This is a genomic window from Brevibacillus sp. FW306-2-1A-C05A (genome assembly GCF_058781555.1).
In genome coordinates this window covers 1-24,708 of the sequence record NZ_JBYSWV010000058.1, presented here as the reverse complement: position 1 = coordinate 24,708, position 24,708 = coordinate 1, and the positions used below count along the sequence as shown (strand labels likewise).

25 protein-coding genes are annotated in these 24,708 nt (G+C 53.1%); all 25 read right to left on the bottom strand.

Going from position 1 to position 24,708, the window contains the following annotated elements; all coding sequences use genetic code 11:
* Positions 1-367 precede the first annotated feature (367 nt).
* Positions 368-1,888: a lysine--tRNA ligase gene (gene lysS / locus AC3WJN_RS23015; protein WP_005836197.1), complete on the bottom strand. Its 1,521-nt coding sequence runs from the start codon at positions 1,886-1,888 to the stop codon at positions 368-370.
* A gap of 103 nt (positions 1,889-1,991) precedes the next feature.
* On the bottom strand, positions 1,992-2,468 hold the full coding sequence (greA, locus tag AC3WJN_RS23010; RefSeq protein WP_005836199.1) for a transcription elongation factor GreA: 477 nt from the start codon (positions 2,466-2,468) through the stop codon (positions 1,992-1,994).
* A 216-nt stretch (positions 2,469-2,684) separates the two neighbouring features.
* Positions 2,685-3,713, bottom strand: coding sequence for a tRNA dihydrouridine synthase DusB (gene dusB / locus AC3WJN_RS23005; protein WP_005836201.1), 1,029 nt, complete (start codon positions 3,711-3,713; stop codon positions 2,685-2,687).
* Positions 3,714-3,779: 66 nt separating this feature from the next.
* The gene (locus tag AC3WJN_RS23000) at positions 3,780-3,989 is read right to left on the bottom strand and encodes a helix-turn-helix domain-containing protein (protein WP_005836203.1); all 210 of its coding nucleotides are present in this window, start codon (positions 3,987-3,989) and stop codon (positions 3,780-3,782) included.
* Positions 3,941-4,471, bottom strand: coding sequence for a 2-amino-4-hydroxy-6-hydroxymethyldihydropteridine diphosphokinase (gene folK, locus AC3WJN_RS22995; RefSeq protein ID WP_005836204.1), 531 nt, complete (start codon positions 4,469-4,471; stop codon positions 3,941-3,943). Before folK ends, AC3WJN_RS23000 begins: the two co-directional genes overlap by 49 nt.
* Positions 4,468-4,839, bottom strand: coding sequence for a dihydroneopterin aldolase (gene folB, locus AC3WJN_RS22990; protein ID WP_005836206.1), 372 nt, complete (start codon positions 4,837-4,839; stop codon positions 4,468-4,470). Before folB ends, folK begins: the two co-directional genes overlap by 4 nt.
* 2 nt (positions 4,840-4,841) lie before the next feature.
* On the bottom strand, positions 4,842-6,029 hold the full coding sequence (gene folP, locus AC3WJN_RS22985; protein WP_007787240.1) for a dihydropteroate synthase: 1,188 nt from the start codon (positions 6,027-6,029) through the stop codon (positions 4,842-4,844).
* Between the two features lie 52 nt (positions 6,030-6,081).
* The gene (gene pabC, locus AC3WJN_RS22980) at positions 6,082-6,927 is read right to left on the bottom strand and encodes an aminodeoxychorismate lyase (protein WP_007787239.1); all 846 of its coding nucleotides are present in this window, start codon (positions 6,925-6,927) and stop codon (positions 6,082-6,084) included.
* A 33-nt stretch (positions 6,928-6,960) separates the two neighbouring features.
* Positions 6,961-7,683 carry a twin-arginine translocase subunit TatC gene (gene tatC, locus AC3WJN_RS22975; protein WP_274388634.1) on the bottom strand — a complete coding sequence of 241 codons (723 nt, stop codon included), beginning with the start codon at positions 7,681-7,683 and terminating at the stop codon, positions 6,961-6,963.
* Positions 7,684-7,780: 97 nt separating this feature from the next.
* Positions 7,781-7,984 (bottom strand): twin-arginine translocase TatA/TatE family subunit, encoded by a 204-nt coding sequence (locus AC3WJN_RS22970; protein WP_005836215.1) that lies wholly within the window; start codon positions 7,982-7,984, stop codon positions 7,781-7,783.
* Positions 7,985-8,004: 20 nt separating this feature from the next.
* Complete coding sequence (locus tag AC3WJN_RS22965) at positions 8,005-9,648, bottom strand: PhoX family protein (protein WP_007787234.1); 1,644 nt, start codon at positions 9,646-9,648, stop codon at positions 8,005-8,007.
* A 134-nt stretch (positions 9,649-9,782) separates the two neighbouring features.
* A complete protein-coding gene (gene pabA, locus AC3WJN_RS22960) occupies positions 9,783-10,367 on the bottom strand; it encodes an aminodeoxychorismate/anthranilate synthase component II (RefSeq protein WP_005833684.1) in 585 nt (194 codons plus the stop codon).
* Between the two features lie 17 nt (positions 10,368-10,384).
* Complete coding sequence (gene trpE, locus AC3WJN_RS22955) at positions 10,385-11,878, bottom strand: anthranilate synthase component I (protein ID WP_007787231.1); 1,494 nt, start codon at positions 11,876-11,878, stop codon at positions 10,385-10,387.
* A gap of 123 nt (positions 11,879-12,001) precedes the next feature.
* Positions 12,002-12,934 carry a cysteine synthase A gene (cysK, locus tag AC3WJN_RS22950; protein WP_005833690.1) on the bottom strand — a complete coding sequence of 311 codons (933 nt, stop codon included), beginning with the start codon at positions 12,932-12,934 and terminating at the stop codon, positions 12,002-12,004.
* Positions 12,935-13,016: 82 nt separating this feature from the next.
* Positions 13,017-13,919 (bottom strand): peptidyl-prolyl cis-trans isomerase, encoded by a 903-nt coding sequence (locus tag AC3WJN_RS22945; RefSeq protein ID WP_007787229.1) that lies wholly within the window; start codon positions 13,917-13,919, stop codon positions 13,017-13,019.
* 38 nt (positions 13,920-13,957) lie between these two features.
* Positions 13,958-14,830, bottom strand: coding sequence for an Hsp33 family molecular chaperone HslO (hslO, locus tag AC3WJN_RS22940; protein ID WP_005833694.1), 873 nt, complete (start codon positions 14,828-14,830; stop codon positions 13,958-13,960).
* Between the two features lie 153 nt (positions 14,831-14,983).
* Positions 14,984-15,928, bottom strand: a complete 945-nt coding sequence (locus tag AC3WJN_RS22935; RefSeq protein WP_007787227.1) for a sigma-70 family RNA polymerase sigma factor — start codon at positions 15,926-15,928, stop codon at positions 14,984-14,986.
* Between the two features lie 251 nt (positions 15,929-16,179).
* The gene (locus AC3WJN_RS22930; RefSeq protein ID WP_007787225.1) at positions 16,180-17,139 is read right to left on the bottom strand and encodes an ABC transporter ATP-binding protein; all 960 of its coding nucleotides are present in this window, start codon (positions 17,137-17,139) and stop codon (positions 16,180-16,182) included.
* Between the two features lie 26 nt (positions 17,140-17,165).
* The gene (locus tag AC3WJN_RS22925; protein WP_005833698.1) at positions 17,166-18,083 is read right to left on the bottom strand and encodes a C40 family peptidase; all 918 of its coding nucleotides are present in this window, start codon (positions 18,081-18,083) and stop codon (positions 17,166-17,168) included.
* The gene (locus AC3WJN_RS22920; protein ID WP_007787221.1) at positions 18,080-19,180 is read right to left on the bottom strand and encodes a dipeptide epimerase; all 1,101 of its coding nucleotides are present in this window, start codon (positions 19,178-19,180) and stop codon (positions 18,080-18,082) included. The genes AC3WJN_RS22925 and AC3WJN_RS22920 overlap by 4 nt, the downstream gene beginning before the upstream one ends.
* A gap of 149 nt (positions 19,181-19,329) precedes the next feature.
* Positions 19,330-20,988: a peptide ABC transporter substrate-binding protein gene (locus tag AC3WJN_RS22915; protein WP_005833703.1), complete on the bottom strand. Its 1,659-nt coding sequence runs from the start codon at positions 20,986-20,988 to the stop codon at positions 19,330-19,332.
* A gap of 132 nt (positions 20,989-21,120) precedes the next feature.
* Positions 21,121-22,146 carry an ABC transporter ATP-binding protein gene (locus AC3WJN_RS22910; RefSeq protein ID WP_005833705.1) on the bottom strand — a complete coding sequence of 342 codons (1,026 nt, stop codon included), beginning with the start codon at positions 22,144-22,146 and terminating at the stop codon, positions 21,121-21,123.
* 5 nt (positions 22,147-22,151) lie between these two features.
* Complete coding sequence (locus AC3WJN_RS22905) at positions 22,152-23,039, bottom strand: ABC transporter permease (RefSeq protein WP_369750419.1); 888 nt, start codon at positions 23,037-23,039, stop codon at positions 22,152-22,154.
* 26 nt (positions 23,040-23,065) lie between these two features.
* Positions 23,066-24,004: an ABC transporter permease gene (locus AC3WJN_RS22900; RefSeq protein ID WP_005833709.1), complete on the bottom strand. Its 939-nt coding sequence runs from the start codon at positions 24,002-24,004 to the stop codon at positions 23,066-23,068.
* Positions 24,005-24,202: 198 nt separating this feature from the next.
* Complete coding sequence (locus tag AC3WJN_RS22895; RefSeq protein ID WP_005833711.1) at positions 24,203-24,544, bottom strand: DUF3870 domain-containing protein; 342 nt, start codon at positions 24,542-24,544, stop codon at positions 24,203-24,205.
* Positions 24,545-24,708 lie beyond the last annotated feature (164 nt).

The following is a 24,708-nucleotide window of genomic DNA, read 5'->3' as shown; positions in this document are numbered from 1 at the left end:
GCCGCCAGCGTTCGTCCTGAGCCAGGATCAAACTCTCCAATAAAGTTTGTTACTGGTTCAAAGCTGGCAAATCATTTAATGATAGACTCATCAACGCTTTCGCTGTTCAGTTTTCAAAGAGCATTTTCGCAACAACCACTTCATCTTATCAGGTTGTCCAAGTCGTGTCAACCACTTTTTTAAGTTGTTTAACGGCGACCTCATTAATCTATCACATACCCCATCAAAAAAGCAAGCATTATTTTGTTTAGGGCTGCAATCGATTATGTACCAAAGAAGAACAGTTATTAATGTACCACTATACGTCTTTTAGTGCAAGTAAAAAATAAAAGCCGTTTGAATAACCTTCAAACGGCTTTTACGGCAATTAGTCACGCGCACGCATATGCGGGAACAGCAATACGTCACGGATAGAAGGCGAGTTGGTCAACAGCATGACCAGACGGTCGATTCCGATTCCCAAACCACCTGTTGGCGGCATACCGTACTCAAGCGCCTCAATGAAATCGTCGTCCATTTCATGCGCCTCGTCGTTGCCCGCCGCTTTTTCCAGAAGCTGCGCTTCAAAGCGTTCGCGCTGGTCAATCGGATCATTCAGCTCTGTGAACGCATTCGCATGCTCGCGAGCGACGATAAACAGCTCGAAACGGTCGGTGAAGCGCGGATCTTCATCGTTCTTTTTCGCCAATGGAGAAATCGCTACAGGGTGACCGTACACAAACGTAGGCTGAATCAGCGTATGCTCCAGCTTTTGCTCGAAAAATTCGTTCACAACGTGCCCAAAGGTATGATGAGGCTCGACAGCTACTCCATGCTCTTTTGCCAGTGCACGCGCTTCGTCGTCGCTCATTTCTTTCCAGAAGTCTACGCCGAGGTTTTCCTTAATCAGATCAACCATGTGCACACGGCGCCATTTTGGTGTCAGATCAATCTCATTGCCTTGGTATTCGATCTTCGTGGTGCCCAATACTTCCTGTGCGATATGGGCGATCATCTCTTCTGTCAGAGTCATGATGTCCTGGTAGTCGGCATACGCCTCGTACAATTCAATCATCGTGAACTCAGGGTTGTGGCGTGTAGAAATTCCTTCGTTCCGGTAAACGCGACCGATTTCATACACCTTTTCCAGTCCGCCAACAATCAGGCGTTTCAAGTGCAGCTCGATCGCAATACGCATGTACAACTGCATGTCCAACGCATTGTGGTGCGTAACGAACGGACGCGCAGAAGCACCGCCGGCAATTGCGTGGAGAGTCGGTGTCTCCACTTCCAGATAGCCAAGGTTGTCCAAATAACGGCGCATCGAGGTCAAAATGCGGCTGCGCGTAATAAACGTATCGCGCACCTCGGGATTCACGATCAAGTCCACGTAGCGCTTGCGGTAGCGCGTTTCGATGTCTTTCAAACCGTGGTATTTCTCAGGGAGTGGGCGCAGCGACTTGGAGAGGTAGGTAAACTCTTTTGCTTTGACACTGAGCTCGCCTGTTTTTGTTTTGAAAACAACACCGCGAATGCCGATCAGGTCGCCGATATCGCTGATCTCAAACACTTTGTGCGCCTCTTCGCCAATAGTGTCCTGGCGCACGTAGATTTGAATTTGGCCGGAACGGTCCAAAAGCTGGGCGAAGCTCGCTTTGCCCATCGCGCGTTTTGCCATCAGGCGGCCTGCGATCGTAACGACATGCTCTTCTGCTTCCAGCTCTTCTTTGGTCTTGTCGCCAAATGCTTTCACAATATCAGCAGCGTGGTGGGTTTGCTCGAACTTTTTCCCGAACGGATCAAAGCCCCACTCGCGAATTTGATTCATTTTGTCGTGACGCACTTGCAGAAGCTCGTGCAGTCCTTCCTGTTGCTGCTCTTCTTGCTGCAGGTCTTGCTCGTTTGCCATTTTTGCTCACTCCTCTAAAAAATACCTGATTTAACAATATTGTACAGCGCGGTCAAATAGTGATACGGCGTACCTCGTAAAAGGTACGCCATGGATGAACTGCTTACAGGTTAATATCGAGAATCTCGTACTGAATGACGCCTGCAGGTACGTTCACGTCGACGATCGCGCCCTTGCTCTTGCCCAAAAGCGCTTGGCCTACAGGAGACTCGTTGGAAATCTTGTTGTTCATCGGATCGGATTCGGCAGAGCCTACGATGGTGTAATCGACAATATCACCATACTCCAGGTCTTTCAGCTTCACTCTCGATCCTACGCTGACTACGCCTGTGTCCACATCTTCATTGGTGATGATGGTGGCTTTGCGCAACATTTTTTCCAGCGTCAGAATGCGGCCTTCGATGAACGCCTGCTCATTCTTTGCTTCTTCGTACTCAGAGTTCTCACTGATATCTCCAAAGCTGATCGCTTCTTTAATCCTTGCTGCAACTTCCTTGCGTTTAACCGTTTTCAAATCTTCAAGCTCTTGCTCCAGTTTTGTTAAACCTTCTGGTGTCAGGAAAACTTCTTTTTCAGACATGGTTCAATTCCCCCGTTTTAAAAAATGATTCCATTTGCACTGGGTAAAGTACAAAGGATTATATGTAGTTGTTCTATACAATATACAGCAGAACACAATAACTGTGAGGGTTCAAAGGTAAAGCTGCCAGAGTGGACTGGCAGCTTGGCTCCCAATATTACGGAGTATTATAGGATATGAAGGAACCCTTGTCAATGTCTGGAACAAACAACCATTTTAGTAGCTGACTGCCTCGTCGCGCGCTGATTCCTGCGGCTCTTCCAGGTCGCCTGCATAGTTCTCAACCCACTCGACATAGTCCGTCAAAACCCGACGCAGCTCTTCTTCTGTCTCCACGGCATTCACCAAGTTTTTCGTATGGGTAGAGCCTCGCAGCCCTTTCAAATACCATGCGGCGTGCTTGCGCATTTCCAGCACGCCTACACGCGGACCTTTCAGCGCAATCAGACGCTCGGCGTGCAAGAGACAGATGTCGATTTTTTCGCGTACGGAAGGCTCGGGCACAAGCTCTCCTGTCGTCAAGTACTGGATGGTCCGATACAGCATCCACGGATTGCCGAGTGCGGCGCGTCCGATCATGACGCCATCGCAGCCGGTCGTGTCGAGCATGCGTCTTGCATCCTCAGGTGTCGCGACATCGCCGTTGCCGATGACCGGAATCGAAACGGCTTCCTTCACGCGCCCGATCCAGCTCCAGTCCGCATGGCCCTTGTACATTTGCACACGCGTGCGGCCATGGACGGCGATGGCCTTGCCTCCTGCGCGCTCAACAGCCTTGGCATTTTCCACCACGTACAGGTGCTCTTCGTCCCAGCCCAGACGCATTTTCACCGTAACCGGCTTCTCCACGGCATCGACTACAGCAGAGACGACCTCGTAAATTTTATTCGGATCAAGCAGCAGGCGGGCACCTGCGTCACAGCTCGTAATTTTCGGAACGGGACACCCCATATTGATGTCGATAATGTCTGCGTTCGTATGTTGGTCTACATACTTCGCCGCTTCCACCAATGTTTCCTTGTCGCCGCCAAAAATCTGCAGGCTGAGCGGTTTCTCCCGCTCGTCGACGTACAACATGTCGATTGTCTTTTTGTTGCCGTGGACGATTCCTTTGTCGCTGACCATCTCGGCGCATACCAGGCCAGTCCCGAACTCCTTGGCAATCAAACGAAAAGCAGGGTTGCACACACCTGCCATCGGGGCGAGAACGACGTTGTTTTTCAATTCGATGTTACCGATTTTCATCTATTTCGACCTCCTTATTCCCGATCCACGGGTTCTTGGAGAGGAGAGACCCATCCAAACGATCTATCATTTATTTATAGCACATAATTCTTCATAGTCGACCTGTAAAGTGCTGGCGATCTTGCGCAGTACCGGCTCTGTCGGCGTACGGGTTCCCCGCTCAAGCGATCCGACAAACGACAATGATACTCCCAGCTTTTCCGAAAGCGATTGTTGTGTATACCCTTTTAGCTTCCGGAAGGATCTGATCCGATTTCCCAGTTGATTGCTCCCCACTCTCGTACCCCCTTGTGATCTTCTACCAATAAGGAAAGATAATGGTCAATAGTCTGGTCGTGGCCGGGCAAAACCCCGCCCTCCCAAATATCGCGCAACGGAACAAGCACAAAAGCACGCTGGCTAAGACCCGGATGCGGGATGACAAGATGCTCCAGCGACACAGAGGATGTACCGTACAAGAGAAGATCAATGTCTATTGTACGCGGTCCCCAGCGGATGGTTCGAATGCGTCCCAGCTCCCGCTCCACCGACAAGGCGGTCTCCAGAAGCTGCTCCGGGGAAAGCTCTGTCTCTACCGCTACGGCCATATTCAAAAACGCCTCTTGCTCGACGTAGCCGAACGGCTCAGTCTCGTACACAGACGATGTACGCAGCACGCGAATCCCTCTGTGCGCAGCAAGCTTCCGGATCGCCTGGCGCAGCTTTTCTGCCCGGTCGCCCTGGTTCGAGCCAAGCCCCAGATACGCAATTACACTCATGAAGCAAAATCCTCTCTTTTGCGCGTCATCTCAATGGCGACAGATTCATAATGCCCGTTGATCGGCGGGTTCGGCTTGGTCACCTTGACTTTGACCTCTTGCAGAGGAAATTGCGTCAAAAGCCGCTCGGCAATGACGGCCGTCAGCTTTTCAACCAGGTTGAACCGTTCGCCCTCGACAATTTTTTGCACACAAATAAAAATATCGGCGTAATTGATCGTATGTTGAAGCTCATCGCTTGCGCCTGCCTGCGACAAATCGGCAGAAAGCTCCAGATCGACGTAAAAGCGTTGACCCAGCTCCGCCTCTGCTCCAAACACGCCATGGTAGCCGTAAAACGACATGCCGTTGAAGTAAATTTTATCCAACGTCAAATGCCCCCCTTCAGCATCGCGTCCATCATCTTCGTAACCCGCTTCATCTCTTTGACATCGTGCACCCGTACCATGTGGCAGCCTTTGGCGACGCCGAGCGCAACTGTCGCGGCTGTCCCTTCCACCCGATCGTCCACTGGAAGGTCGAGGACGTGGCCAATCATCCGTTTGCGCGAAGTCGCGAGCAAAACCGGGTACCCGAGGGCGACGAGATCGTCGAGTCTGCGCATCGTCTCGAGATTTTGCTCGACCGTTTTGACAAAGCCGATCCCCGGATCGAGAATAATCTGTTCCTCGCGCACACCCGCTTGCAGGGCAATTTGCACAGACTCGCGCAAATCTCTGACAAAATCGGAGTAAAAGTCCCGGTAGTCCGTGTCTGTACGGTTGTGCATCAAAATGATCGGCACCCCGCGCCGCGCAGCCACATCCGCCATGCGCGGATCGCGCTTTGCTCCCCAAACGTCATTGATGATATGCGCCCCGGCATCAAGCGCCCGCTCCGCTACAGCGGCTTTGTACGTGTCGATGGACAAAGGGACAGAAAGCTCGGCGGACAAACGGCGAATCACTGGCAGCACCCTGTCCAGCTCCTCTGCCTCCCCGACCGGCTCCGCTCCCGGACGCGTAGACTCGCCCCCGATGTCAATGATGTCCGCTCCCGCTTCGACCATCGCGCGCGCCTGCGCCAAAGCGTGGTCAAGGTCCACGAAGCGCCCTCCGTCCGAAAAGGAATCGGGCGTCACATTGAGGATGCCCATTACCAGCGTCCGTTCGCCAAGCGGAAGGGTGTAACGGCCGCAATTCAGCTCCCGTCTGGCCCGCAGCCGCGCAGGCATCGCCAAAGCCTCCCGTACCTCTGCCGCCACGGCTGCAAGCTCCTCATCCCGTTTTTCCAGTTGCGACAGCGCCTGCTCCAACTGCTTTGGTCCCGCAAGCAAAAGCAGCCGCTTTTTGTCAGTTGCGCCCGGCTGCCCGGACACAACGGCCTCGGCCCCGGCGGAAAGCATGTCCAGCCGCACCTTTTCCGCGACAGCTTCACTCATGTTTTCCACGTGGATCATCAGACCCGCTCTCCACTCGGCCAACCGCTCGGCCTGATCGCCAAAAATCCCTCGATGGGCAAGCTCCGCCAGCATCTCGTCAACGGTTGCCGCATGGATTCGAAATGGATTGTACTTCATGGACCTACTCCCTTTTTCCGTCTTCGCATATTGATTAGTAGCATACCATAATTTACATTCCGGTCGCTACAGACTGACGATAGGCCAAGTGCAGTTCTCGTGTGTATTTTCCGTAGGTCGATGCGACTAGCTGTCCGTCTACTTCTGCCACCGGGACGATTTCCTGCACGGAGTTGGTGGTGAAAACTTCATCGGCCGCAAGCAACTCTTCCAGCCGATACCGTCCTTCCGTTGTCGGGATCGCCAACTGCTCGGCCAATCGCAAAACATGGCGGCGGGTCACCCCGTCGAGAATGCCCGTATCCAACGAAGGCGTGAACAGATGCCCGTTCTTGACCCAGAACAGATTGCTGACGATGCCTTCCGCGAGAAAGCCGTCGTGCGTCAAAAACAGCCCTTCCGTATCCGTGCGCGCCCCCAGCTCCTGGCGAGCCAGCGCATTGTTGAGGTAGTTGTGCGATTTGAAACGCTGGTGCCCCTCCGCAGTCTGCCTCGCCAGCGCCAACGTCTGCAACCGCTTTGGTTGAGGCGGGACTGCAAGCGGGGCGACCGGCTTGGCAAATACGAACAACGACGGGCGCTCGTAGCCGCCTGTCACCAAGCCTACTCCTTCCGGCCCGGCGGTGACGCTGAGGCGCACATACGCATCCCGCAGCCCATTGGCGTCGATCGTTTGCAGGATCGCGTCCGCCAGCTCCGCTTTTGACCATATGGGCTGAATCTGCAACGCCAAAAGCCCGGAGCTGAGCCGGGCGAAATGGTCGTCCCATAAAAACAGTTTGCGGTCGTAAACACGCATCGTCTCAAACAGCCCGATGCCGTACAAAAACCCGTGATCCAAAACCGATACGCTCGCCTCATGTGCCGGACAGATCGTCCCGTTTACATAAACGTGCATCTTTGCCCTCTCCCGATAACATAGTCGAGAGCATCATACCATATTTTCCGGCGAAAGCGCAGTTTCCCGAGTGCGTTTTCCATGTATGACGCGCGAGATGGTAATGGAGATTTCGTACAGCACGATCAGCGGCACGATCACCATAATATCGGACAAAAAATCAGGCGGCGTAATCGTAATCGAAATGATCGCCAGCACCAGGTAGGCGGGCTTGCGCATTTTCGCCAGCCGCTGCGGATTCAGTATGCCCAGATGGCTGAGAAAAAGAACCACCACCGGCAATTCAAACAAAAGCCCGAACGGCAAACAAAGATTGAGCATGAAGGTGAAGTAGTCATTGGCCGTAATCACCAGTTCAAAATTCCCGTTGGACAACCCCAGCACAAATTGGTACATCAGCGGAAACAAGACGAAGTAAGCGAAAGACAAGCCGAACAAAAACAGCAGAAACAGGGCGGGGATATACATGAGCGCCACTTTTCGCTCCCGCTCCTCCAGCGCCGGGACTACAAAGCGCCACGCCTGGTAAGCAGCGACAGGAATCGTGATCGCCACCGCCCCGATTGCAGACAGCTTTACATAAATCGACAAAATGTCACTGGGACCGAGAATCGCCAGTTTTTCGCCCGAATGATCCGACAATGCCAAATATATGTGATCGACAAACAAAAAGCAGACGATCATGCTGACGACGAGCGTCGCTGCCACAATCAGTAGCCTGCGCCGCAAGTCAGTCACATGCTCAAGAACAGGCATCTCTTGGTTCACACGCACTCCCCCTTACGCGCTGTGCTGCAAAAAGGCAGTGCGCCTCTTGCACGCACCGCCTTTTCCACAAAGCCTCAAAGCCGGATTAGTTGATTCGTTTGGCCGTTTCTTCCACGGCTTTGTCTTTTGCCTCGTCGTCGTCCCTGGTCAAGTCTTTGGTAGCTGACTTGAACTCTGTCAGCGTCCGGCCAAAAGCACGGCCGATCTCCGGCAGCTTGCTCGGTCCGAAAATGACCAGCGCGATAATCAAAATCAAGATCAATCCGGGAATCCCGATGCTCGATAGCATGGTGCACTACACTCCTTGTCCTAGAAACCCGTAATGGCAATCACGCTCGGCAAAGCTACTGCATTTCCGCCCTTTGGCCAATGACTGGTTGGCTGGCTGTAGTCCTTGAGGTTTTCGCCCGGATGCTGTACCGACAAGAACAGCGTTTTTTCGTCAGGCGTAAACCACGGTCCTGTCATTTCCGCGCCTACGGGAGCAGAGGCGAACTGTGCGGCTTGTCCCTGGTTGTTGCCCGAGGTCGGAATGAAAAATACCCCGTTGTTGCCAAACGACTTGTAGATACCGCTGTTCATGGAGGAAGAAGAAATATCGGTCACGACCCACAGGTTTCCTGCGCTGTCAAACGCCATGTTGTCCGGCGCAGCAAAACCGCTTTGCGGACCGCCCGCTGCAAAAATTTCAAAGCTGAACTCTCCGCCGGCGTGGTTGTTGTCTTTTTCGAACAGGCGCACGATTTGTCCGTAAAAATTGCCGTGCTTGTCGTTATTGGTGAGGGCGATAAAGACGGAACCGTCGATCGGATGGACTTCGAGATCCTCCGGGCGATCCATCGGTGTTGCCCCTACCGCTTTGGAGGCTTCGCGGCAGTTGATTAACACGTCAGCCTGGGAGGCAAACAGCGGCTTGCCCTCTCCATCCACCGCTTTTTTCAAAGCGTCATTGGTGACGTAATCCAAAGCGATCCATTTTCCTTTGCCGAAGTTGGCTACATACAACGTCCCCTCTTCCAGCAGCTTCGAATTGCTTTTCCCTGCTTTCGGATCGTACTTCGCTTTGGAGACGTATTTGTACACATACTGGTCTTTGGCATCGTCGCCCATGTACACAACCAGTTGTCCTGTCGGCGCCAGCACCATCGCTGTATTCTCGTGGGAGAAGCGGCCGAGAGCCGTATGCTTTTTCGGCGTCGATTTCGGATCAAACGGATCTACTTCAATGACCCAGCCATAATGCTCAGCCTCAGGCAGCTTGCAATCGCCTACAACGTCCATGTAGTTTTCCTCACAGGAAAGAACGGTATTCCATAAAGTCACTCCACCGGAGCAATTTGCAAACGTTCCGGTCACTTCTTTCGCGATGGAAGCGGCCGGGCCAGTGAGGACGTGCTTGGTCAGCCCGCTGACGCGGCGTCCGTACTTGGAGTCGGTAACCAGTTTCCACGTTCCTTGCTCTTTTTTGATTTCGATGACGGAGCCGCCGAGCGCGTACAAGTATTTCCGGATTTGCTCAGGCGTGCGCTTGTTGTCGTCCGGATCGGCATGCAAGTAGTCGTATCCGTTTACGTAATATTCCAACTCTCCTAAATATTCGTGGTTCACCCACAGCAGTCCGTGGTCTGACTTGCCCTCAATCGGCAGAAAACAGGTGAAGTCACTGTTGAAGCCAAACGTATCTCCGGCCGCATTGATTTTATCGCCGTAGGAAGCGATGACATCGTACTTGAATCCGTCTGGCAGCACGACATCATCTTTTGTCGTCGGATGAATTTCTTTGAATTTGGGGTTAAAGTTGTGGTTTTTCGTATCGAGACCAAACAGATGATCGGCTGTTTTCCCAGACAAGGTACTGCCTGCTGCCAAGGCTGGAATCCCTGTTGCCATTGATGCCAGCGCTGCCGTACCTGCACCCAGATAAGTCAAAAACTGTCGACGATTTACATCCATTCTTCATCTCTCCTCTTTCGCCATCTTTTGCTTCATTGTACAAGCCGAATGTCGAGAGATGGTAAACCTTGCATGAAGAGTCTGTAAAATAAAAAACCGCCCGAAAAAAGGCGGTTTTTGTCCTCTATCTAACGTTATCCTGTCGTATGGCGCGCATAGGTGGTGAGGAAATTTTGCAAAAGCTGCTTGCCGTGCTCCGTAATGATTGATTCAGGGTGGAACTGCACACCTTCAATCGGATACTCGCGATGGCGAATCGCCATGATTTCCCCTTCGGCCGTCCGGGCCGTAATCTCCAGCTCACGCGGAATGGAGGCTTCCTCCACGATCAAGGAGTGATAGCGTGCCGCTGTAAAAGGGGAAGGAATATCCCGGAAAATCGTTTTGCCGTCGTGAAAGACCGGAGACGTTTTTCCGTGCATCAATCGCTCGGCGCGAATGACTTTTGCGCCAAACACTTGGCCGATCGACTGGTGTCCCAGGCACACGCCCAAAATCGGGATTTTTCCGGCAAAATGAGAAATGGCCTCCATGCTGATCCCCGCTTCGTTCGGCGTGCAAGGACCAGGCGACACCATCAAGTAATCAGGTGCCAGCCGCTCGATTTCTGCCAGCGTAATTTTGTCGTTGCGGTACACTTGCAGTTCCTCGCCCAGCTCACCGACATACTGCACCAGGTTGTACGTAAAGGAATCGTAGTTGTCAATCATCAAAATCATCTTACACTCATCTCCTCTCAACTCATCGTTCTCTGCTCGCTAATCTCTAGGGCCTTCCATAACGCCTCTGCCTTTTTCAGCGACTCGGCGTACTCTGCCTCCGGGACAGAGTCAATCACGATGCCTGCCCCTGCCTGCACGTGAGCCATCCCGTCCTTGACGACCATCGTCCGGATCGCGATGTTGACCTCGACATCTCCGTTAAAGCCAAACCAGCCGATTGATCCCGTGTACACGCCGCGCTTGACTGGCTCCAGCTCCTCGATGATTTCCATCGTCCGCACTTTTGGCGCTCCTGTAATCGTACCGCCAGGGAAAGTTGCGGCCACGGCGTCGAAAGCATCTTTGCCCTCTGCCAGTTCTCCTTTTACGTGCGAGACGATATGCATGACGTGGGAGTATTTCTCCACGACCATGAACTCGCTGACCTCCACGCTGCCAAAGCGGCAGACGCGCCCCAAATCGTTGCGCTCCAGGTCCACCAGCATGACGTGCTCTGCGCGTTCCTTTTCATTGTCGATCAGCTCGCGGGCCAATGCTTCGTCCTGTTCGTCGGTTTGCCCGCGCGGACGAGTGCCTGCGATGGGACGCGTGTGAACCTCGCCGCCTTTTACTTTGACCAGCAGCTCCGGGGAAGCGCTGACCAACTGAAATTCCGGAAAGCTGAGATAGCCCATATACGGGGACGGATTCAGCTTGCGCAGCACCTTGTACACATCGGGCGCAGTCACCTGGATCGGTTTGCTCTGCCGCACGGACAGATTCACCTGAAACACGTCACCCTGGCCAATATACTCCTGCACCCGGCGCACGGCGTCTTCGAACTGGTCTTTTGCGAACGACACAGACGCTGGCGTCATTTGTACCAACGGTCTTTTGCGCAGCGCATCCCAGTCCACCGTATCGGCTTCGGCGACGAGCTTTTCCAGTGACGCCAACCGTTTTTCCAGTCGCTTTGCGGCTTGTCGATAAGTCTCTTCGCTCAACTCTTTTGCAGACAAATGAGTCAGACATACGATCTCCCGCGTCTGATGATCGAAGACAACAAGGTCTTGCATTATCATAACATACAGGTCTGGCAACTGTAAGTCGTCCGTCGCGATCTGGGGAAGGGTCGGCTCAAAAAAGCGGTTCATATCATAGCTGAGATAGCCTACTGCTCCGCCGGAAAAATCAGGCATATCTGGAACGACAGGCGTGCGGTATCGGGCAAGCAGCTTGCGCAATGCATCAAGCGGTTGCTCCGCCTCCATATTTTCTACCTGCTGATCGGGATAGACCACGATCGTTTCGCCCCGCTGACTGCGCAACGTAGCTACAGGCTGGTACGCCAAAAAAGTGTACCTTCCCACTCGGCCGCTTTCCAGCAAGACGGCATCCTGCACGGAAGGCTGCAGTGTGGTCAGCACCTGCCACGGGTCGATTTCAGAAGACCATTTGCCGCGAAGAGCAAGCGGAACCAATGGATATGTCAAAGCGTACGTCTGGCATTCTGCAAAGGTAGGAAACATCAATTTCGCTTCACGCTCCGGTTTTTTCACTATTTATCCGTTCATTATATAGTCGCGCCAGGCAAAAAGAAAAGACCACGCCGCCAAAATGGCATGACGTGGCCTCTCGTATTTTGCTGCCAATCAATCCTCGAATTGGTACAGAGGAGTGGACAGGTAGCGTTCACCGTTGGACGGGATGATGGCGATGACTTTTTTGCCTTTGCCGAGCTTCGCTGCCACCTGCAGCGCAGCATGGATCGCCGCCCCGGAGGAAATGCCGCCCAGAATGCCTTCCTGACGGGCAACGCGGCGCGCTGTTTCAAAAGCTTCCTCGTTCTCTACCTTGATGATTTCATCGTAAATTTGCGTATCGAGAATTTCCGGAACAAAGCCCGCTCCGATCCCCTGGATTTTATGCGGACCTGGCTTGCCGCCGGACAAAACCGGGGAAGCTGCCGGCTCGACTGCTACGATGTGCACGTTCGGATAGTGCTCGCGCAGCACCTGCCCGACACCTGTGATCGTTCCGCCTGTTCCGATTCCGGAAATAAAGGCGTCCACGCCGCCGATTTCTTTTGCTTGCTCCAGCAGTTCGCGCGCTGTCGTATCGCGGTGGATGGCAGGGTTGGCCTTGTTTTTGAATTGTTGCGGGATGAAGTAGGTGCTGTCTTCCTTCGCAAGCTCTTCGGCTTTGCGAATAGCCCCGCCCATGCCTTCCGCTCCTGGGGTGAGAACCAGTTCAGCGCCGTATGCGCGAAGCAGGTTGCGACGCTCGATACTCATCGTCTCCGGCATAACCAGGATAGCGCGGTAGCCTTTTGCCGCAGCCACCATCGCAAGTCCGATCCCTGTATTTCCGCTCGTCGGTTCAATAATGGTATATCCCGGCTTCAGGCTGCCGTCTGCTTCGGCCGCCTCGATCATCGCCAGCGCGATACGGTCCTTCACGCTGCTGCCCGGGTTGAAAAACTCAAGCTTCAAGTAAATGTCTGCAATATCTTCGGTGACAACACGATTCAGCTTCACAAGCGGAGTAAATCCAATCAAATCAGTAATGGAATTCGCCACGCGCATATGTCCTGCCCCCTTATTTTTTGATAACCGAGTAAATCGCTAGGATTTATTGTCATAATTATATCAACGGTTGCCCAATTGGTCAATGAGGCATTTGCCCAGAAATCTGAACCCCTACCGATTTGCGCAACCGTTCCAGGACAGTATCGAGAGATTCTACCTGCGCAAAAGCAATTTCCCGGCGCAATTCCTCTTTTACCTCTTCGAACGACCGCTGTGTAGCCTTCCTGCTTTGCTCCAGGTGATAGATCACGTAGTTGTCGTCGACCTTGACCGGCTCGCTGTTTTCTTTTGCCTTGAGCTTTTCTATCGCGTTCCACGCTTCGTCAGGCAACTGGTGGTCGCGCAACGATACCCAGCCCAAATCGCCGCCAATCGCCACTGTTCTGCTGTCGATGGAGCGTTCCTTGGCGAGCGTCTGGAAGTTGGCGCCCTGCTTGAGTTCGGCCTGAACCTGCTCCGCCTCTTTTTGCGATGCGACCGCAATTTGCCACAGGCGTAGCTGCATCGGCCGCGTATAGCGCTCTGCCCTGCTTTCGTACACTTTCAACACTTCGTCGTCACTGATGGAGATATCTTTGGTGGCCAACGTTTGCAGCAAAATTTGATAGGTAATCTCCCGCTTCAAGGCATCGACAGTCGTTCCAGCCTGCTTTTGCAGCGCCTGTTGAAACTCGCTGTCTGTCCGGCTGCCGTAGCTGTCCCGAATCTGCGCCAGCTCCCGCTCGACCTGATTCGGATCCGCGCTGATTCCCAGCCGTTTTGCCTCCTGGAAAACTACCTCGCGATTCACCAGGTCGTCGAGCACCTGCTTCCCGAATTTTTGCTTGAGCGCTGACACGTACTCGGCTTCGCTAATGGTCACATCCCCCACGATGGCCGCAGGCTGCAGCTTGCCTGACGACTGGTACCAGGCCCAGGTCACGGCAAGCAGCAACAAAACAAGCGCCCCGATGAATGCCCACAACCCTTTTACATTGGTCATGCCATCCTCTCCCCTAGCAGACGCCGCGCGACTTTTGCCTACATGTCTTTCATGATGTCTTCCAGCGCGGTTCTGTCAAAATGATATCGTTCGTTGCAAAAATGACAGTGAACTTCCGCTTCGCCCTGTTCTTCAAGCAGACTCTCCATCTCTTCACGTCCCATGCTAATCAGAGCCTGGATGACTTTGTCCTCGTTGCATTTGCAGTTGAATTGAATGTCTGTGCGGCTCAGGTACTTCGGCTCGTCCAGGACGCGCGCCAAAATTTCCTCTGGCGTCAGCCCCTCGCCGATCATGCGGGATACTTGCGGAAGTTGCCCCAGCCGTTCTTCGATTTTCGCCACAACTTCTTCAGGCGTGTTCGGCAAAAGCTGGAGAATGAACCCGCCAGCCGCCAAAACGGAGCGATCTTCCGGATTGACCAGCACGCCCACCCCTACGGCAGACGGCGTTTGCTCCGACGTCACAAAGTAGTACGTGATGTCTTCGCCAATCTCTCCGGAGACGATCGGCGAGCTGCCTTGGTACGGCTCTTTCAGTCCAAGGTCTTTCGTCACGTACACGAAGCCATCTGTCCCGACTGCGCGCGCAACGTCCAGCTTGCCTTTTTCATTCAGCTCAAAATGAACCTGCGGGTTGGTAGCGTAGGCGATGCCGTCTCCATCGGCATTGGCCTCCGCGACGATCTGGCCGATCGGCCCTCCCCCTTTTATTTTGACAGAGAGGCTTTCGTTTCCTTTTAACATGGCGCCCATCATCAAAGTCGCCGTCAATGTGCGTCCTGTCGCGGCGGTTGCTGTGTTCCACATGTCGTGGCGACGGCGCATTTCTTCTACAATCCCTGTTGTGCGCGCGGCAAAAGCCCGCACATGTCCGTTGAATCCGGTTGCTCTTATCAAATAATCGCTCATCTGGCGATCCTCCTTCTTCCATGCAAAAATCAAACTGCCTCTATCAGTTTACCACAAGAAGACGAACGTACGCGCCTTCCGCTGTTTGAACTGACACTTGCACGTTTCCATGCAAAAAAACCCCCTCCAAAAAAGAGGGGGCTGGTGAAGACATCAGGTCAAATAGTCTTTCAACACTTTCGACGCTTTTTGCGTTCGCAGTCGGTCAATCGTCGTCGCTTCTATCTGGCGGATTCGCTCGCGGGTCAGGCCGAACATTTTGCCCACTTCCTCCAGCGTGTACACATGGTCGTCGTGAAGGCCGTAGCGCATGGAGATAATCTCCTGGGCGCGGGGACTGAGCCGTTCCAATGCCGCATGCATTTGCGAACGCAAGTCCACCTTTTCAATCCAGTCGTCCAGCGAGGACAATCCATCGTCCATGATCTCGGCATAGCTGAGACATTCTTCGTCATGCTCTGCCTGCCATTTTTCGCTGTCCAGCTCGGCATCAATCGACTCCATTTTCATCATCAGCGCCTGCTCGATCGCGTCGACTTTTTCCAACGGTATGTCGAGCAGTCCTGCAATCTCGTGTCGATCCGGGGTGCGGTTCAGAGCGTGAATCAGATGCAATACTTGCTTTTGATATTGGCGAATCTGTTCATGCATGTGGACAGGAATGCGGATCAAGGTGCCTTTGTCGTTGATCGCACGGGTGATCGCCTGGGAAATCCACCAATGCGAGTAATGATAGAGACGTACGCCACGTCCCACATCGAATTTGTCTATGGCGGTAAACAATCCAATCGTGCCTTCCTGAATCAGATCCAGGAAAGGCATTCCTCTTTTCAAATGGCGCAAGGCTGTACTGACAACATAGCGCAAATACGCGCGCACAATCGTTTCACGTGCCTCCATATCGCCGTGCTGCTGATAGCGAATCAGGCACGCCAACTCTTCTTCTTTGTCCAACATGGGTGTTGCAGCGACGCTTTCCAAAAACAGCAGGGCGGAAGTGTCAGATCGGAGCGACCTGGGCACGACGATTCCCAACTGTGTTTCTACTTCCCGCCAGCGACGGGGAGTGGAATGGAATGAGGAGGTACTCAAAGTCATATGCAACCCTCACTTCTCTGGAATGGGAGTTCACGATGAAGTTAGGCGAGTTACGAAGTTGTTTACTGTAACCGTATTTCGACAAAACTTGTTTGATTCCTGCCAGTTTACAGAATATTAACAGTTCTCCCCTTAAATCCTTGCTGGTAAACCTTCCTTAATATAGAAACGCGACCGCTCGACAAAAAGCCATCCCTTGCATGAGGGACGGCTGAAGAAAAATGTCGAATGCTGTAACAGCGATATGCTTTTTATTGATAAAGATGACAAGCAGCAAAATGATTGGTGTCCACTTCCTGCCAGACAGGCTTTTTCTGGGCGCACACCTCTTTTGCCACCGGACAGCGCGTGCGAAACACACAGCCGCTGGGCGGGTTGATCGGGCTTGGGACATCGCCTTCGATAATCTTCCGCTCACGGCTTTTTTCCAGATCGGGATCGGGGACGGGAATGGCCGACAGCAATGCTTGCGTGTACGGGTGTTTGGGGGATTCATAGAGCTTTTCGCTCGTGCTCATCTCGACCATGTTGCCCAAATACATCACGCCGATCCGGTCGCTGATATGCTTGACCATCGCGAGGTCGTGGGCGATGAACAAGTAGGTCAAGTTTTGCTCCCGCTGCAAATTTTTCATCAGATTGACCACCTGTGCCTGTACCGAAACATCCAATGCCGAAATCGGCTCATCCGCAATAACGAATTTCGGATTGACGGCAAGCGCCCGGGCGATCCCGATCCGTTGCCGCTGCCCTCCGCTGAACTCGTGCGGGAAACGGTTGGCATGCTCTTTTTGCAAACCGACCATTTCCAGCAGCTCGATGACCCGCTTCGCCCGCTCCTTGCCTTTGTACAGCCCGTTCAACTGCAGACCTTCTCCGATAATTTCGGCGATATTCATTCGCGGATTCAGTGACGCGTACGGGTCCTGGAAAATCATCTGGATGTTTCTCGTAATCTTGCTCCGCTCGCCCACAGAGGCTTTGTGCACGTTCAGTCCGTCGAACAGCACCTCCCCGGAGGTCGGTTGGTACAAACCGATGATAGTGCGGCCTGTCGTTGATTTTCCGCAGCCAGATTCGCCTACCAGTCCAAATGTCTCCCCTTCGTATATGTCAAAGGAGACGTCGTCAGCCGCCTTCAGCGAGAGTCCTTTGCCAAGCGTAAAGGTTTTTGTCAGGTTCTTTACCTGGACCAGCTTTTTTCTTTCCATCTGGCCACTCCTCCCCCGTTATCCTTTTACCAGTATCGTCTGGAGATTGCATGCTCCTTTTTCAGCTTGTAGCCATCCAGCTTGACGATTTCGATGGCGCTGCGCGAGTCAGGCGAATGAATCATTTCGCCATTGCCCATGTAAATGCCGACGTGATGCACTCTGCCGCGCCCTTCTTCATGGGCAAAAAACAGCAGGTCGCCCGGAAGCAAATCTGCTTTTTCCACCAGCAGGCCGTCTCTCGCCTGATCGGAGGCGTCGCGGGGAATCTGAATACCTACGGAGCGGTGCATGTTGTAGGCAAAGCCGGAGCAGTCATACCCGTAGGAGGACATGCCTCCCCACAAGTAATGCAGGTTGAGGAAACGCTTGCCGGCCTCCACGATGGCTTCGCCGCGGTTGCCAGCCAGCTCGATCGGCTCGTTTGCGCGTACGATCGCTACGTCTGCTTTTGGCAAAAGCGCTTCGCCGTCCGGTACCGCTACCTTCACCCACTCGGCGCCGTCCTCGACGAGCGGCAGCCTGGTCAGGAACGCAAGCTCGATGCCCGGCTTTCGCTCCAGCGTGTGCAAACGGCTAAAGGCCGCCGTCACCATCGCCAGCTTTTGCCCATCCTGTACGTCAAAAGCAGCAGACCATGGAGAAAGCTGGCGTGACGGAATCCAGCCCGGATAGCCGATCTCGTTTTTGCTGGTCGATTGGTCCGGGATCAGGACGTGTGCCCACTCGCCCTGCTCCTCGACGATTTCTACGCGAGTGCCGAACAGCGCTTGCGTCTGAATGGCGTTGTTGTCGTAAAAGCCAAGCTTTTCGTCGATAGACAGCGACTGCAGCCAGCCGCGCGCGTCAACCGGAACGGCGATAGCCGCCTGATCGATGTCACGTGGAGATTCCGGCTTTGTCCATACAGTCGCGACCGAAACGGATACGATTGCTGATTTCATTCCTGTTCTCCCCCTTCCCACAAGCTGACCGAACGGATGCCGAGTCCCGGCGCTTCCGGCATGGTCATCAGGCGGCCCTCGTAGGTCACGCCGCCATCAATGCCATCGTGCAACAGCATCAGCGGAGCATCGAAGTCAAAGCGGGTGATGTTTTTCTTGCTGGCTGCGAAGTGCGCTGCCGCCGATACGGCCAGACGCGATTCGATCATGCTGCCAACCATGCATGGAATGCCGTGTTCTTCAGCCAACTGGTTAATCAATTGCGCTTTGAAAATGCCTCCCGCCTTCATCAGCTTGATATTTATCATGTCGGCTGCGCGGTTTTGCAAAACCTGCAGCGCCTGCGCCGGCGAAAATACACTTTCGTCAGCCATGATCGGCGTATCGACCGAATCTGTAACCCGCTTCAAGCCTTCCAGATCATGCGCTTTTACAGGCTGTTCAATCAGTTCGATGCCCAGTCCCATGTCCTCCATTTTGCGAATCGACTGAATCGCTTCCTTCACGTTCCATCCCTGGTTGGCATCAAGACGAATCTTCACCTGATTGCCCACGGATTTGCGTATTTCCTGGATGCGCAAAATGTCATCCTCGATATTGTCCTTGCCCACCTTGATTTTCAGCACGTTAAAGCCTTGCTGCAAATAAGCTGCTGCATCCTCGCCCATTTCTTTTGGCGAATTGACGCTGACCGTATAGTCGGTCTCCAACTGGTCGCGGTACCCGCCGAGAAACTGGTACAGCGGCATGCCCGCCCGTTGGGAAATCAGATCGTACAGCGCGATGTCCACCGCCGCCTTGGCACTCGTGTTTCCCACCATGGATTGGTGCAATGTCTGGAAAACGCGCTCGTAGGCAACCAGGTTGAGGCCGATCAGTTGCGGCTTCATCGTGTTCAAAATAGCGGACTCGATGCTCTCGATACTGTCCCCGGTAATGACGACCGTAGCGGAAGCCTCTCCCCACCCAACCATGCCATTGTCGCACGTGATTTTGACCAGTACGGACTCCAGGCTGTTCACCGTGCGCAATGCCGTTTTAAACGGTTTTTTGAGCGGAACAGAAATTCTCTTCACTTCGATGGCTTGAATAATCATATTTTCCTCCATCTTTTCTAGCACGTGTGCTTTCTTTATCTGTATTTTTTCGCTAAGACAAACTAAATTATAGCACTATTGAAAAATTCAGCAAAAAAGGGGGAGAGTCATTCCATCCGCCTGAAATGACTTCTCCCGGCCAACTTAGTTTACTTCACGACCGCTTTTCTCAAATCCGTGTAGCTGAGAGAAGAGCTTTGGATTCCGCTGACCTGGTCGCTGGTCAAAAGCGAAGTGTTGTAGAAGTAGAGTGGAGCTACTGGCGCCTCGTTCAGCAAGATTTTTTCAGCGTCATGCAGCATTTGCAGACGTTTGGCATCGTCTGGCTCTTTGTACGCGCCTTCGATCAGCTTGTCGTACTCCGCATTAGCCCAGCCAGTGCGGTTGCTGCCGTTTTTCGACTGGAAGATGTCCAGGAAGTTGATCGCATCCCCGAAGTCAGGCAACCAGGAAGAACGGGCGATCTGGTATTCCAGTTTCTTTTGCATATCGGTCAATACTTGCCCTTCTACTTTTTGCAGCTTCACATCTACACCCAGCGTTTGCTTCCACATTTCCTGAGCGGCCTGGGCTGTTTTTTCGTTGGCTGTGCCGCTGCGATAGGTGAGCGTTACTTCTGGCAAGGTGGTGTAGCCTTTTTCCTTCATCCCTTGCTCCAGCAGCCTTTTTGCTTCTGCTGCGTCGAACTTCACCAGGTCGCCGCCTACCTGACGGAAATCACCCGCGCCGTTGGCATCCGGCAAGCCAAAGGAAACGAATCCAGTACCCGGCTTTTGCTGACGCATCAACACGTGGTCAACCAAAGTCTGGCGGTCAATCGCCAGGCTGAACGCTTTACGGATATTGGCGTTGTCAAACGGCTCCTTGGTCACATTGAAGCGGTAGAACTCGGTGCCTGCGCCGTCTCTTACGTACACTTTGCCTTCCTTGAACAGTTGGTCAGCCATGTCTGCCGGAACGGTTGTAGTTCTGTGCAGCTCTCCGTTCGTAAACATTTGGTACTCGGTATTCTCGTCGTCGATCATTTTCCAGACAGCGCCGGCCAACGTTACGTTTGCCGCATCCCAGTAGTTCTCGTTTTTCATGATTTTCAATTCGCTGTCATGCTTCCACTCCGTCAGCTTGAACGGCCCGTTGCCCACGAAGGTAGAAGCCTCAGCCGCCCACTTCGGGTCTTTTTCCACTGTCGCCTTGTGCACAGGGAAAAACGCCGGGTTGGACGCCAGAAGCAACGTCCAGGAAGCAGGCTGCGCCAGTACGACTTCCAATGTCTTGTCGTCCAGTGCTTTTACTTTTACATCGTCAATAGAGCCTTTGCCACTGTTGTATGCTTCTGCCCCTTCAATAATGAAAGCGAGGAAGGCAGCCGGAGAGGCAAGCGCCGGGTCAAGCATGCGCTTCCAGGCGTACTCGAAGTCTTGTGCCTTTACTGGCTCGCCGTTGCTCCATTTGTTGTCGCGCAAAGTAAACGTGTACGTCCTGCCGTCTTCGGAAATTTTCCACTCGGAAGCTGCTGCCGGCTGCGGCTTCTGGTTCTCGTCCAGGCGCGTCAACCCTTCCATCAGGTTGTTCAAAATGTTGTAGGACGGCTCGTCAAATCCGAGCGGCGGGTCCAAAGAGGTAGGCTCTTTGATGTTGTTCAGGAGCAAAAGCTTTGCCGCTTGGTCTTCTGGCGAAGGCGTCTGCTGATTGTTTTCCGTAGGCGGTGCCGATTCGTTGTTCGCTGGCGCTTGCCCCGAGCTACATCCGGCCATGAACACGGAAACAGCCAGTGAAGCGGAAAGCAGGATAGTCGATAGTTTTTTCACTTTTTTCTTCCCCCTTATAGTTTTTATATGTCGTAAAAGGATAGCGCCGATAGACGACACCCTCTTTTACACCAGATGGCGAGCCTCACTATCTCTGCCAGGTGCTGTCAGATGCTGCCCGGTGCCGCCGACTCAAGTTCCCGTCGGCGCCTGCATGGCGGCCAGTACTTTTTTCGCACGCGGATCTTGCAGCCAACAGGATACGGAGTGCTTGTTGTGCACGTTCGTTTCCGCCGGCTGATAGTTCCGGCACACCTCCAGCGCATAGTCGCAGCGCGCCGCAAACGCGCATCCAAGCGGAGGTGCGAACAAATCAGGCGGAGTGCCGGGAATCGGACTGAGCGGTATCGAGCGATCCGCATCCAGACGCGGCATCGACGCGAGCAAGCCTTTCGTGTACGGATGTTGCGGATTGTAAAAAATGTCGCGTACAGGCCCCGACTCTACCACTTTGCCCGCGTACATGACGTTGACCCGATCGGCAATCTTGGCGACGACGCCCAAGTCGTGCGTAATGATGATGATGGATACCCCTGTTTTTTGCTGAATACTTTTGAACAAGTCGATGATTTGCGCCTGAATCGTGACGTCGAGTGCGGTCGTAGGCTCATCCGCTATGAGAATGGACGGTCGACAAACAAGCGCAATCGCAATCATGATCCGCTGACGCATCCCGCCGCTGAACTGGTGCAAGTACTGCTTGAGACGGCTTTCCGGGTTGGCGATTCCGACCAGCGTCAGGATTTCGATAGCCTGCCGCCTCGCCTCGCTCTTGGCGACTTTTTGATGGCGAATGATCCCTTCCATGATCTGCTCTCCGATGGAAATGGTCGGGTTGAGCGAGGTCATGGCGTCCTGAAAGATCATGGAAATTTCCCGCCCGCGCAGCTCGCGCATTTCTTTTTCCGGCAACGCAACCAAGTCCTTGCCTTTGAACATCACACTGCCGCCAGCGATTTTTCCGATATGCTCCGGTACGAGGCGCATGATGCTTTTGGCCGTTACGCTTTTGCCACAGCCGGACTCGCCGACAATCGCCAACGTTTCCCCTTTGTTCAAGGAAAAACTCACGTCACGGACTGCATTCACTTCTCCTCCGTGCGTCTTGAACGTGACGCGCAAACCGCTTACTTCCAGCAATTTTTCCGTTTTCTCCACGTCGTCTACCTCCTTGCCTTCGGGTCGAACGCATCGCGCAAGCCATCACCGAGCACGTTGAACGCAAGCATCGTCAATGAAATGAAGAAGGCCGGGAAAAACAGCCTCCACCAGTGACCGGACAAAATGGTCGAAAGCCCGTCGTTGGCCATCACGCCCCAGCTCGCCATCGGAGCCTGCACGCCGAGGCCGAGGAAGCTGAGAAACGCCTCCGCAAAGATCGCGGATGGAACCGACAAAGTGACGTAGACGATAATGATGCCAATCGTATTGGGCAGCAAATGCTTGCGAATGATGTAAAACGGCTTCGCTCCCATCGTCTTTGCCGCCAGCACGTATTCGGAGCTTTTCATTTGCAGCACCTGTCCGCGAACGGTCCGAGCCATACCGATCCAGCCCGTAGCGCTCAAGGCGACGATAATCGTTCCAAGCCCTGGCCCCATGACTACCATCAGCAAAATGACCACCAGCAAATAAGGCAATCCATAGAGGAGGTCGACGAAGCGCATCATGATGTTATCGACTCGCCCACCCAAATAACCAGCGATTCCGCCATACAAGACACCGATGAAAAAGTCGATGAGTGCAGCCATAAAACCGACAAACAAGGAAATGCGCGCCCCGTACCACACACGGGTAAATACATCGCGTCCGAAATCATCGGTACCAAACCAGTTCGTCGCGGACGGCGCTTTGTTTTTCATGAGAATGGATTGTTTGGCATACTCGTGTCCCGATATCAAAGGACCAATGGTAGCCATGACGCCGAGCACAATAATGATGACAAGTCCCATCAAAGCAAGCTTGTTTCCTCTCAGCCGCTGCCAGGCTTCCTGCCAGAATGTCAGTTGAGGTCGCACAATCGCTTCCGAATTGAGGTTGTCTTTGCGCATCGGGATAAACAAGTCGTCAGAAACGATCATCCTTCGCTCTCCTTTCGATGTAGCTTGATTCGCGGATCGATAATGCCGTACAAAACGTCGACGACAAACATCATGAAAATCAGCAGGGCGCTGTAAAACACGGTTGTACCCATGATGACGGAATAGTCGCGGTTGATAATCCCCGCTACGAAGTATTTGCCCATCCCCGGAATCGCAAAAATTTTCTCGATGACAAAGCTCCCTGTCAACACGTTGGCGATGAGCGCACCAAGCAGCGTGACGACGGGCAAAATCGCATTGCGCAAGGCGTGTTTGAACACAATCGTGGCAGGCTTCAGCCCTTTTGCTTTGGCCGTTTCGATATACTCCTGCGTCAATATCTCCAGCATGTTTGTCCTCGTCAGACGAGCGATAATCGCAATCGGCCCAAACGCCAACGCCAGCGCAGGCATCACCACATGCTGCCACGATCCCCATGTCGCTGTCGGAAGCAGCTTCCACTCGACAGCCAAATATTTAATCAGCAAAGGCGCGACGACAAAGCTGGGAATGGATATCCCGAGAACGGCAATCACCATCGCGGCGTAATCAATCAAACGGTTATGGCGCAACGCAGCAACTACGCCAAGCCCCACCCCCGAGAAAATGGCAAACACGACGGCAATCACCCCAAGCTGGAACGAAACCGGAAAACCGCGGGCAATCATTTTGTTGACGGTATCGGAAGCATTCGCCGTCGACGGCCCCAAATCAAACTGCACCAGCTTTTGCAAATACAAAACATATTGGACAACGAGCGGCTTATCCAGGTTGTAGTAGGCGTTGAGGTTTTGCTCCACTGTCGCGTTCAGCGCTTTTCCTTCTTTTTCAAAAGGCGACCCGGGCACCGCGTGCATCAGAAAAAAAGTAACGGTAACAATGAGCCACAGCGTAACGATCATGGAGATAAATCTGCGGAAGACAAAAGATAGCAAGGACTCTCCTCCTTTAACTCAGAAATCCGTGAACAAGCTGGTGGGCAAAAGCTGTTTTGTTCGCATCCCGGGCGGAAGCGACGGACTTTCCCTATAAGCAAAAAACCCAGCAAATGCACACTCCTCATGGCATTTGCTGGGTTTTACTTACGTGTATGCCGTGCATACGAATAAATAAAGCAGCAGTTGTTTTCTTATTCACTTGGTGACTTCTGCTTTACTTCTCGCGGAAACAGCCTGTTTGTACTTCTTTTGCGCATCCTTGAATGCAGCAATCAATGTTTTTTGCGAAGATCCAAAATACCGATAGCGAATCTCTTCCCCAATCTCCTCTGACGCAAAGATGGAGTGGCCGATAAAAATCGACCGGGCAAAGTCAGACGTCAGTTGCACCGTAGACGAACAAGCCGCATCTACGATTTTGTCGTTGGTAGTATCCACGACCAACCCGATAAAAAAAGCACTGAACTGCTGCGTTATCGGATTGTTGGATGAAGATTGCGCATCGCCCACGATATAAATGGTATCTTTATCAAACAAATCAAAAACCCCACTTTTATCATGCTTAACGGACCGGCCATGCGGGACGTTCGGAGTGCTACCTCCTTACAATCGCAAGCTGGCTAAGCACTTTCTTACATATTAACAGAATAATTCGCAATTTGTAAATAAGTCTGACTAATCTTTCGTGGGGGGTGGGGGAT

Bases quoted from the DNA above. Each gene is read 5' to 3' on its own strand.
- AC3WJN_RS22925 (WP_005833698.1), bottom strand. From the start codon at position 18,083: ATGAAATCAGCAATCGTATCCGTTTCGGTCGCGACTGTATGGACAAAG.
- AC3WJN_RS22920 (WP_007787221.1), bottom strand. From the start codon at position 19,180: ATGATTATTCAAGCCATCGAAGTGAAGAGAATTTCTGTTCCGCTCAAA.
- hslO (WP_005833694.1), bottom strand. From the start codon at position 14,830: ATGAGCGATTATTTGATAAGAGCAACCGGATTCAACGGACATGTGCGG.
- pabA (WP_005833684.1), bottom strand. From the start codon at position 10,367: ATGATTTTGATGATTGACAACTACGATTCCTTTACGTACAACCTGGTG.
- cysK (WP_005833690.1), bottom strand. From the start codon at position 12,934: ATGCGCGTGGCGAATTCCATTACTGATTTGATTGGATTTACTCCGCTT.
- folK (WP_005836204.1), bottom strand. From the start codon at position 4,471: ATGAGTGTAATTGCGTATCTGGGGCTTGGCTCGAACCAGGGCGACCGG.
- AC3WJN_RS22965 (WP_007787234.1), bottom strand. From the start codon at position 9,648: ATGGATGTAAATCGTCGACAGTTTTTGACTTATCTGGGTGCAGGTACG.
- AC3WJN_RS22905 (WP_369750419.1), bottom strand. From the start codon at position 23,039: ATGCGCAAAGACAACCTCAATTCGGAAGCGATTGTGCGACCTCAACTG.
- AC3WJN_RS22970 (WP_005836215.1), bottom strand. From the start codon at position 7,984: ATGCTATCGAGCATCGGGATTCCCGGATTGATCTTGATTTTGATTATC.
- AC3WJN_RS22945 (WP_007787229.1), bottom strand. From the start codon at position 13,919: ATGACCAATGTAAAAGGGTTGTGGGCATTCATCGGGGCGCTTGTTTTG.
- folP (WP_007787240.1), bottom strand. From the start codon at position 6,029: ATGAAGTACAATCCATTTCGAATCCATGCGGCAACCGTTGACGAGATG.
- lysS (WP_005836197.1), bottom strand. From the start codon at position 1,888: ATGGCAAACGAGCAAGACCTGCAGCAAGAAGAGCAGCAACAGGAAGGA.
- AC3WJN_RS22930 (WP_007787225.1), bottom strand. From the start codon at position 17,139: ATGGAAAGAAAAAAGCTGGTCCAGGTAAAGAACCTGACAAAAACCTTT.
- AC3WJN_RS22935 (WP_007787227.1), bottom strand. From the start codon at position 15,928: ATGACTTTGAGTACCTCCTCATTCCATTCCACTCCCCGTCGCTGGCGG.
- dusB (WP_005836201.1), bottom strand. From the start codon at position 3,713: ATGAAAATCGGTAACATCGAATTGAAAAACAACGTCGTTCTCGCCCCG.
- greA (WP_005836199.1), bottom strand. From the start codon at position 2,468: ATGTCTGAAAAAGAAGTTTTCCTGACACCAGAAGGTTTAACAAAACTG.
- tatC (WP_274388634.1), bottom strand. From the start codon at position 7,683: ATGCCTGTTCTTGAGCATGTGACTGACTTGCGGCGCAGGCTACTGATT.
- trpE (WP_007787231.1), bottom strand. From the start codon at position 11,878: ATGTTTCCTACCTTTGCAGAATGCCAGACGTACGCTTTGACATATCCA.
- pabC (WP_007787239.1), bottom strand. From the start codon at position 6,927: ATGCACGTTTATGTAAACGGGACGATCTGTCCGGCACATGAGGCGAGC.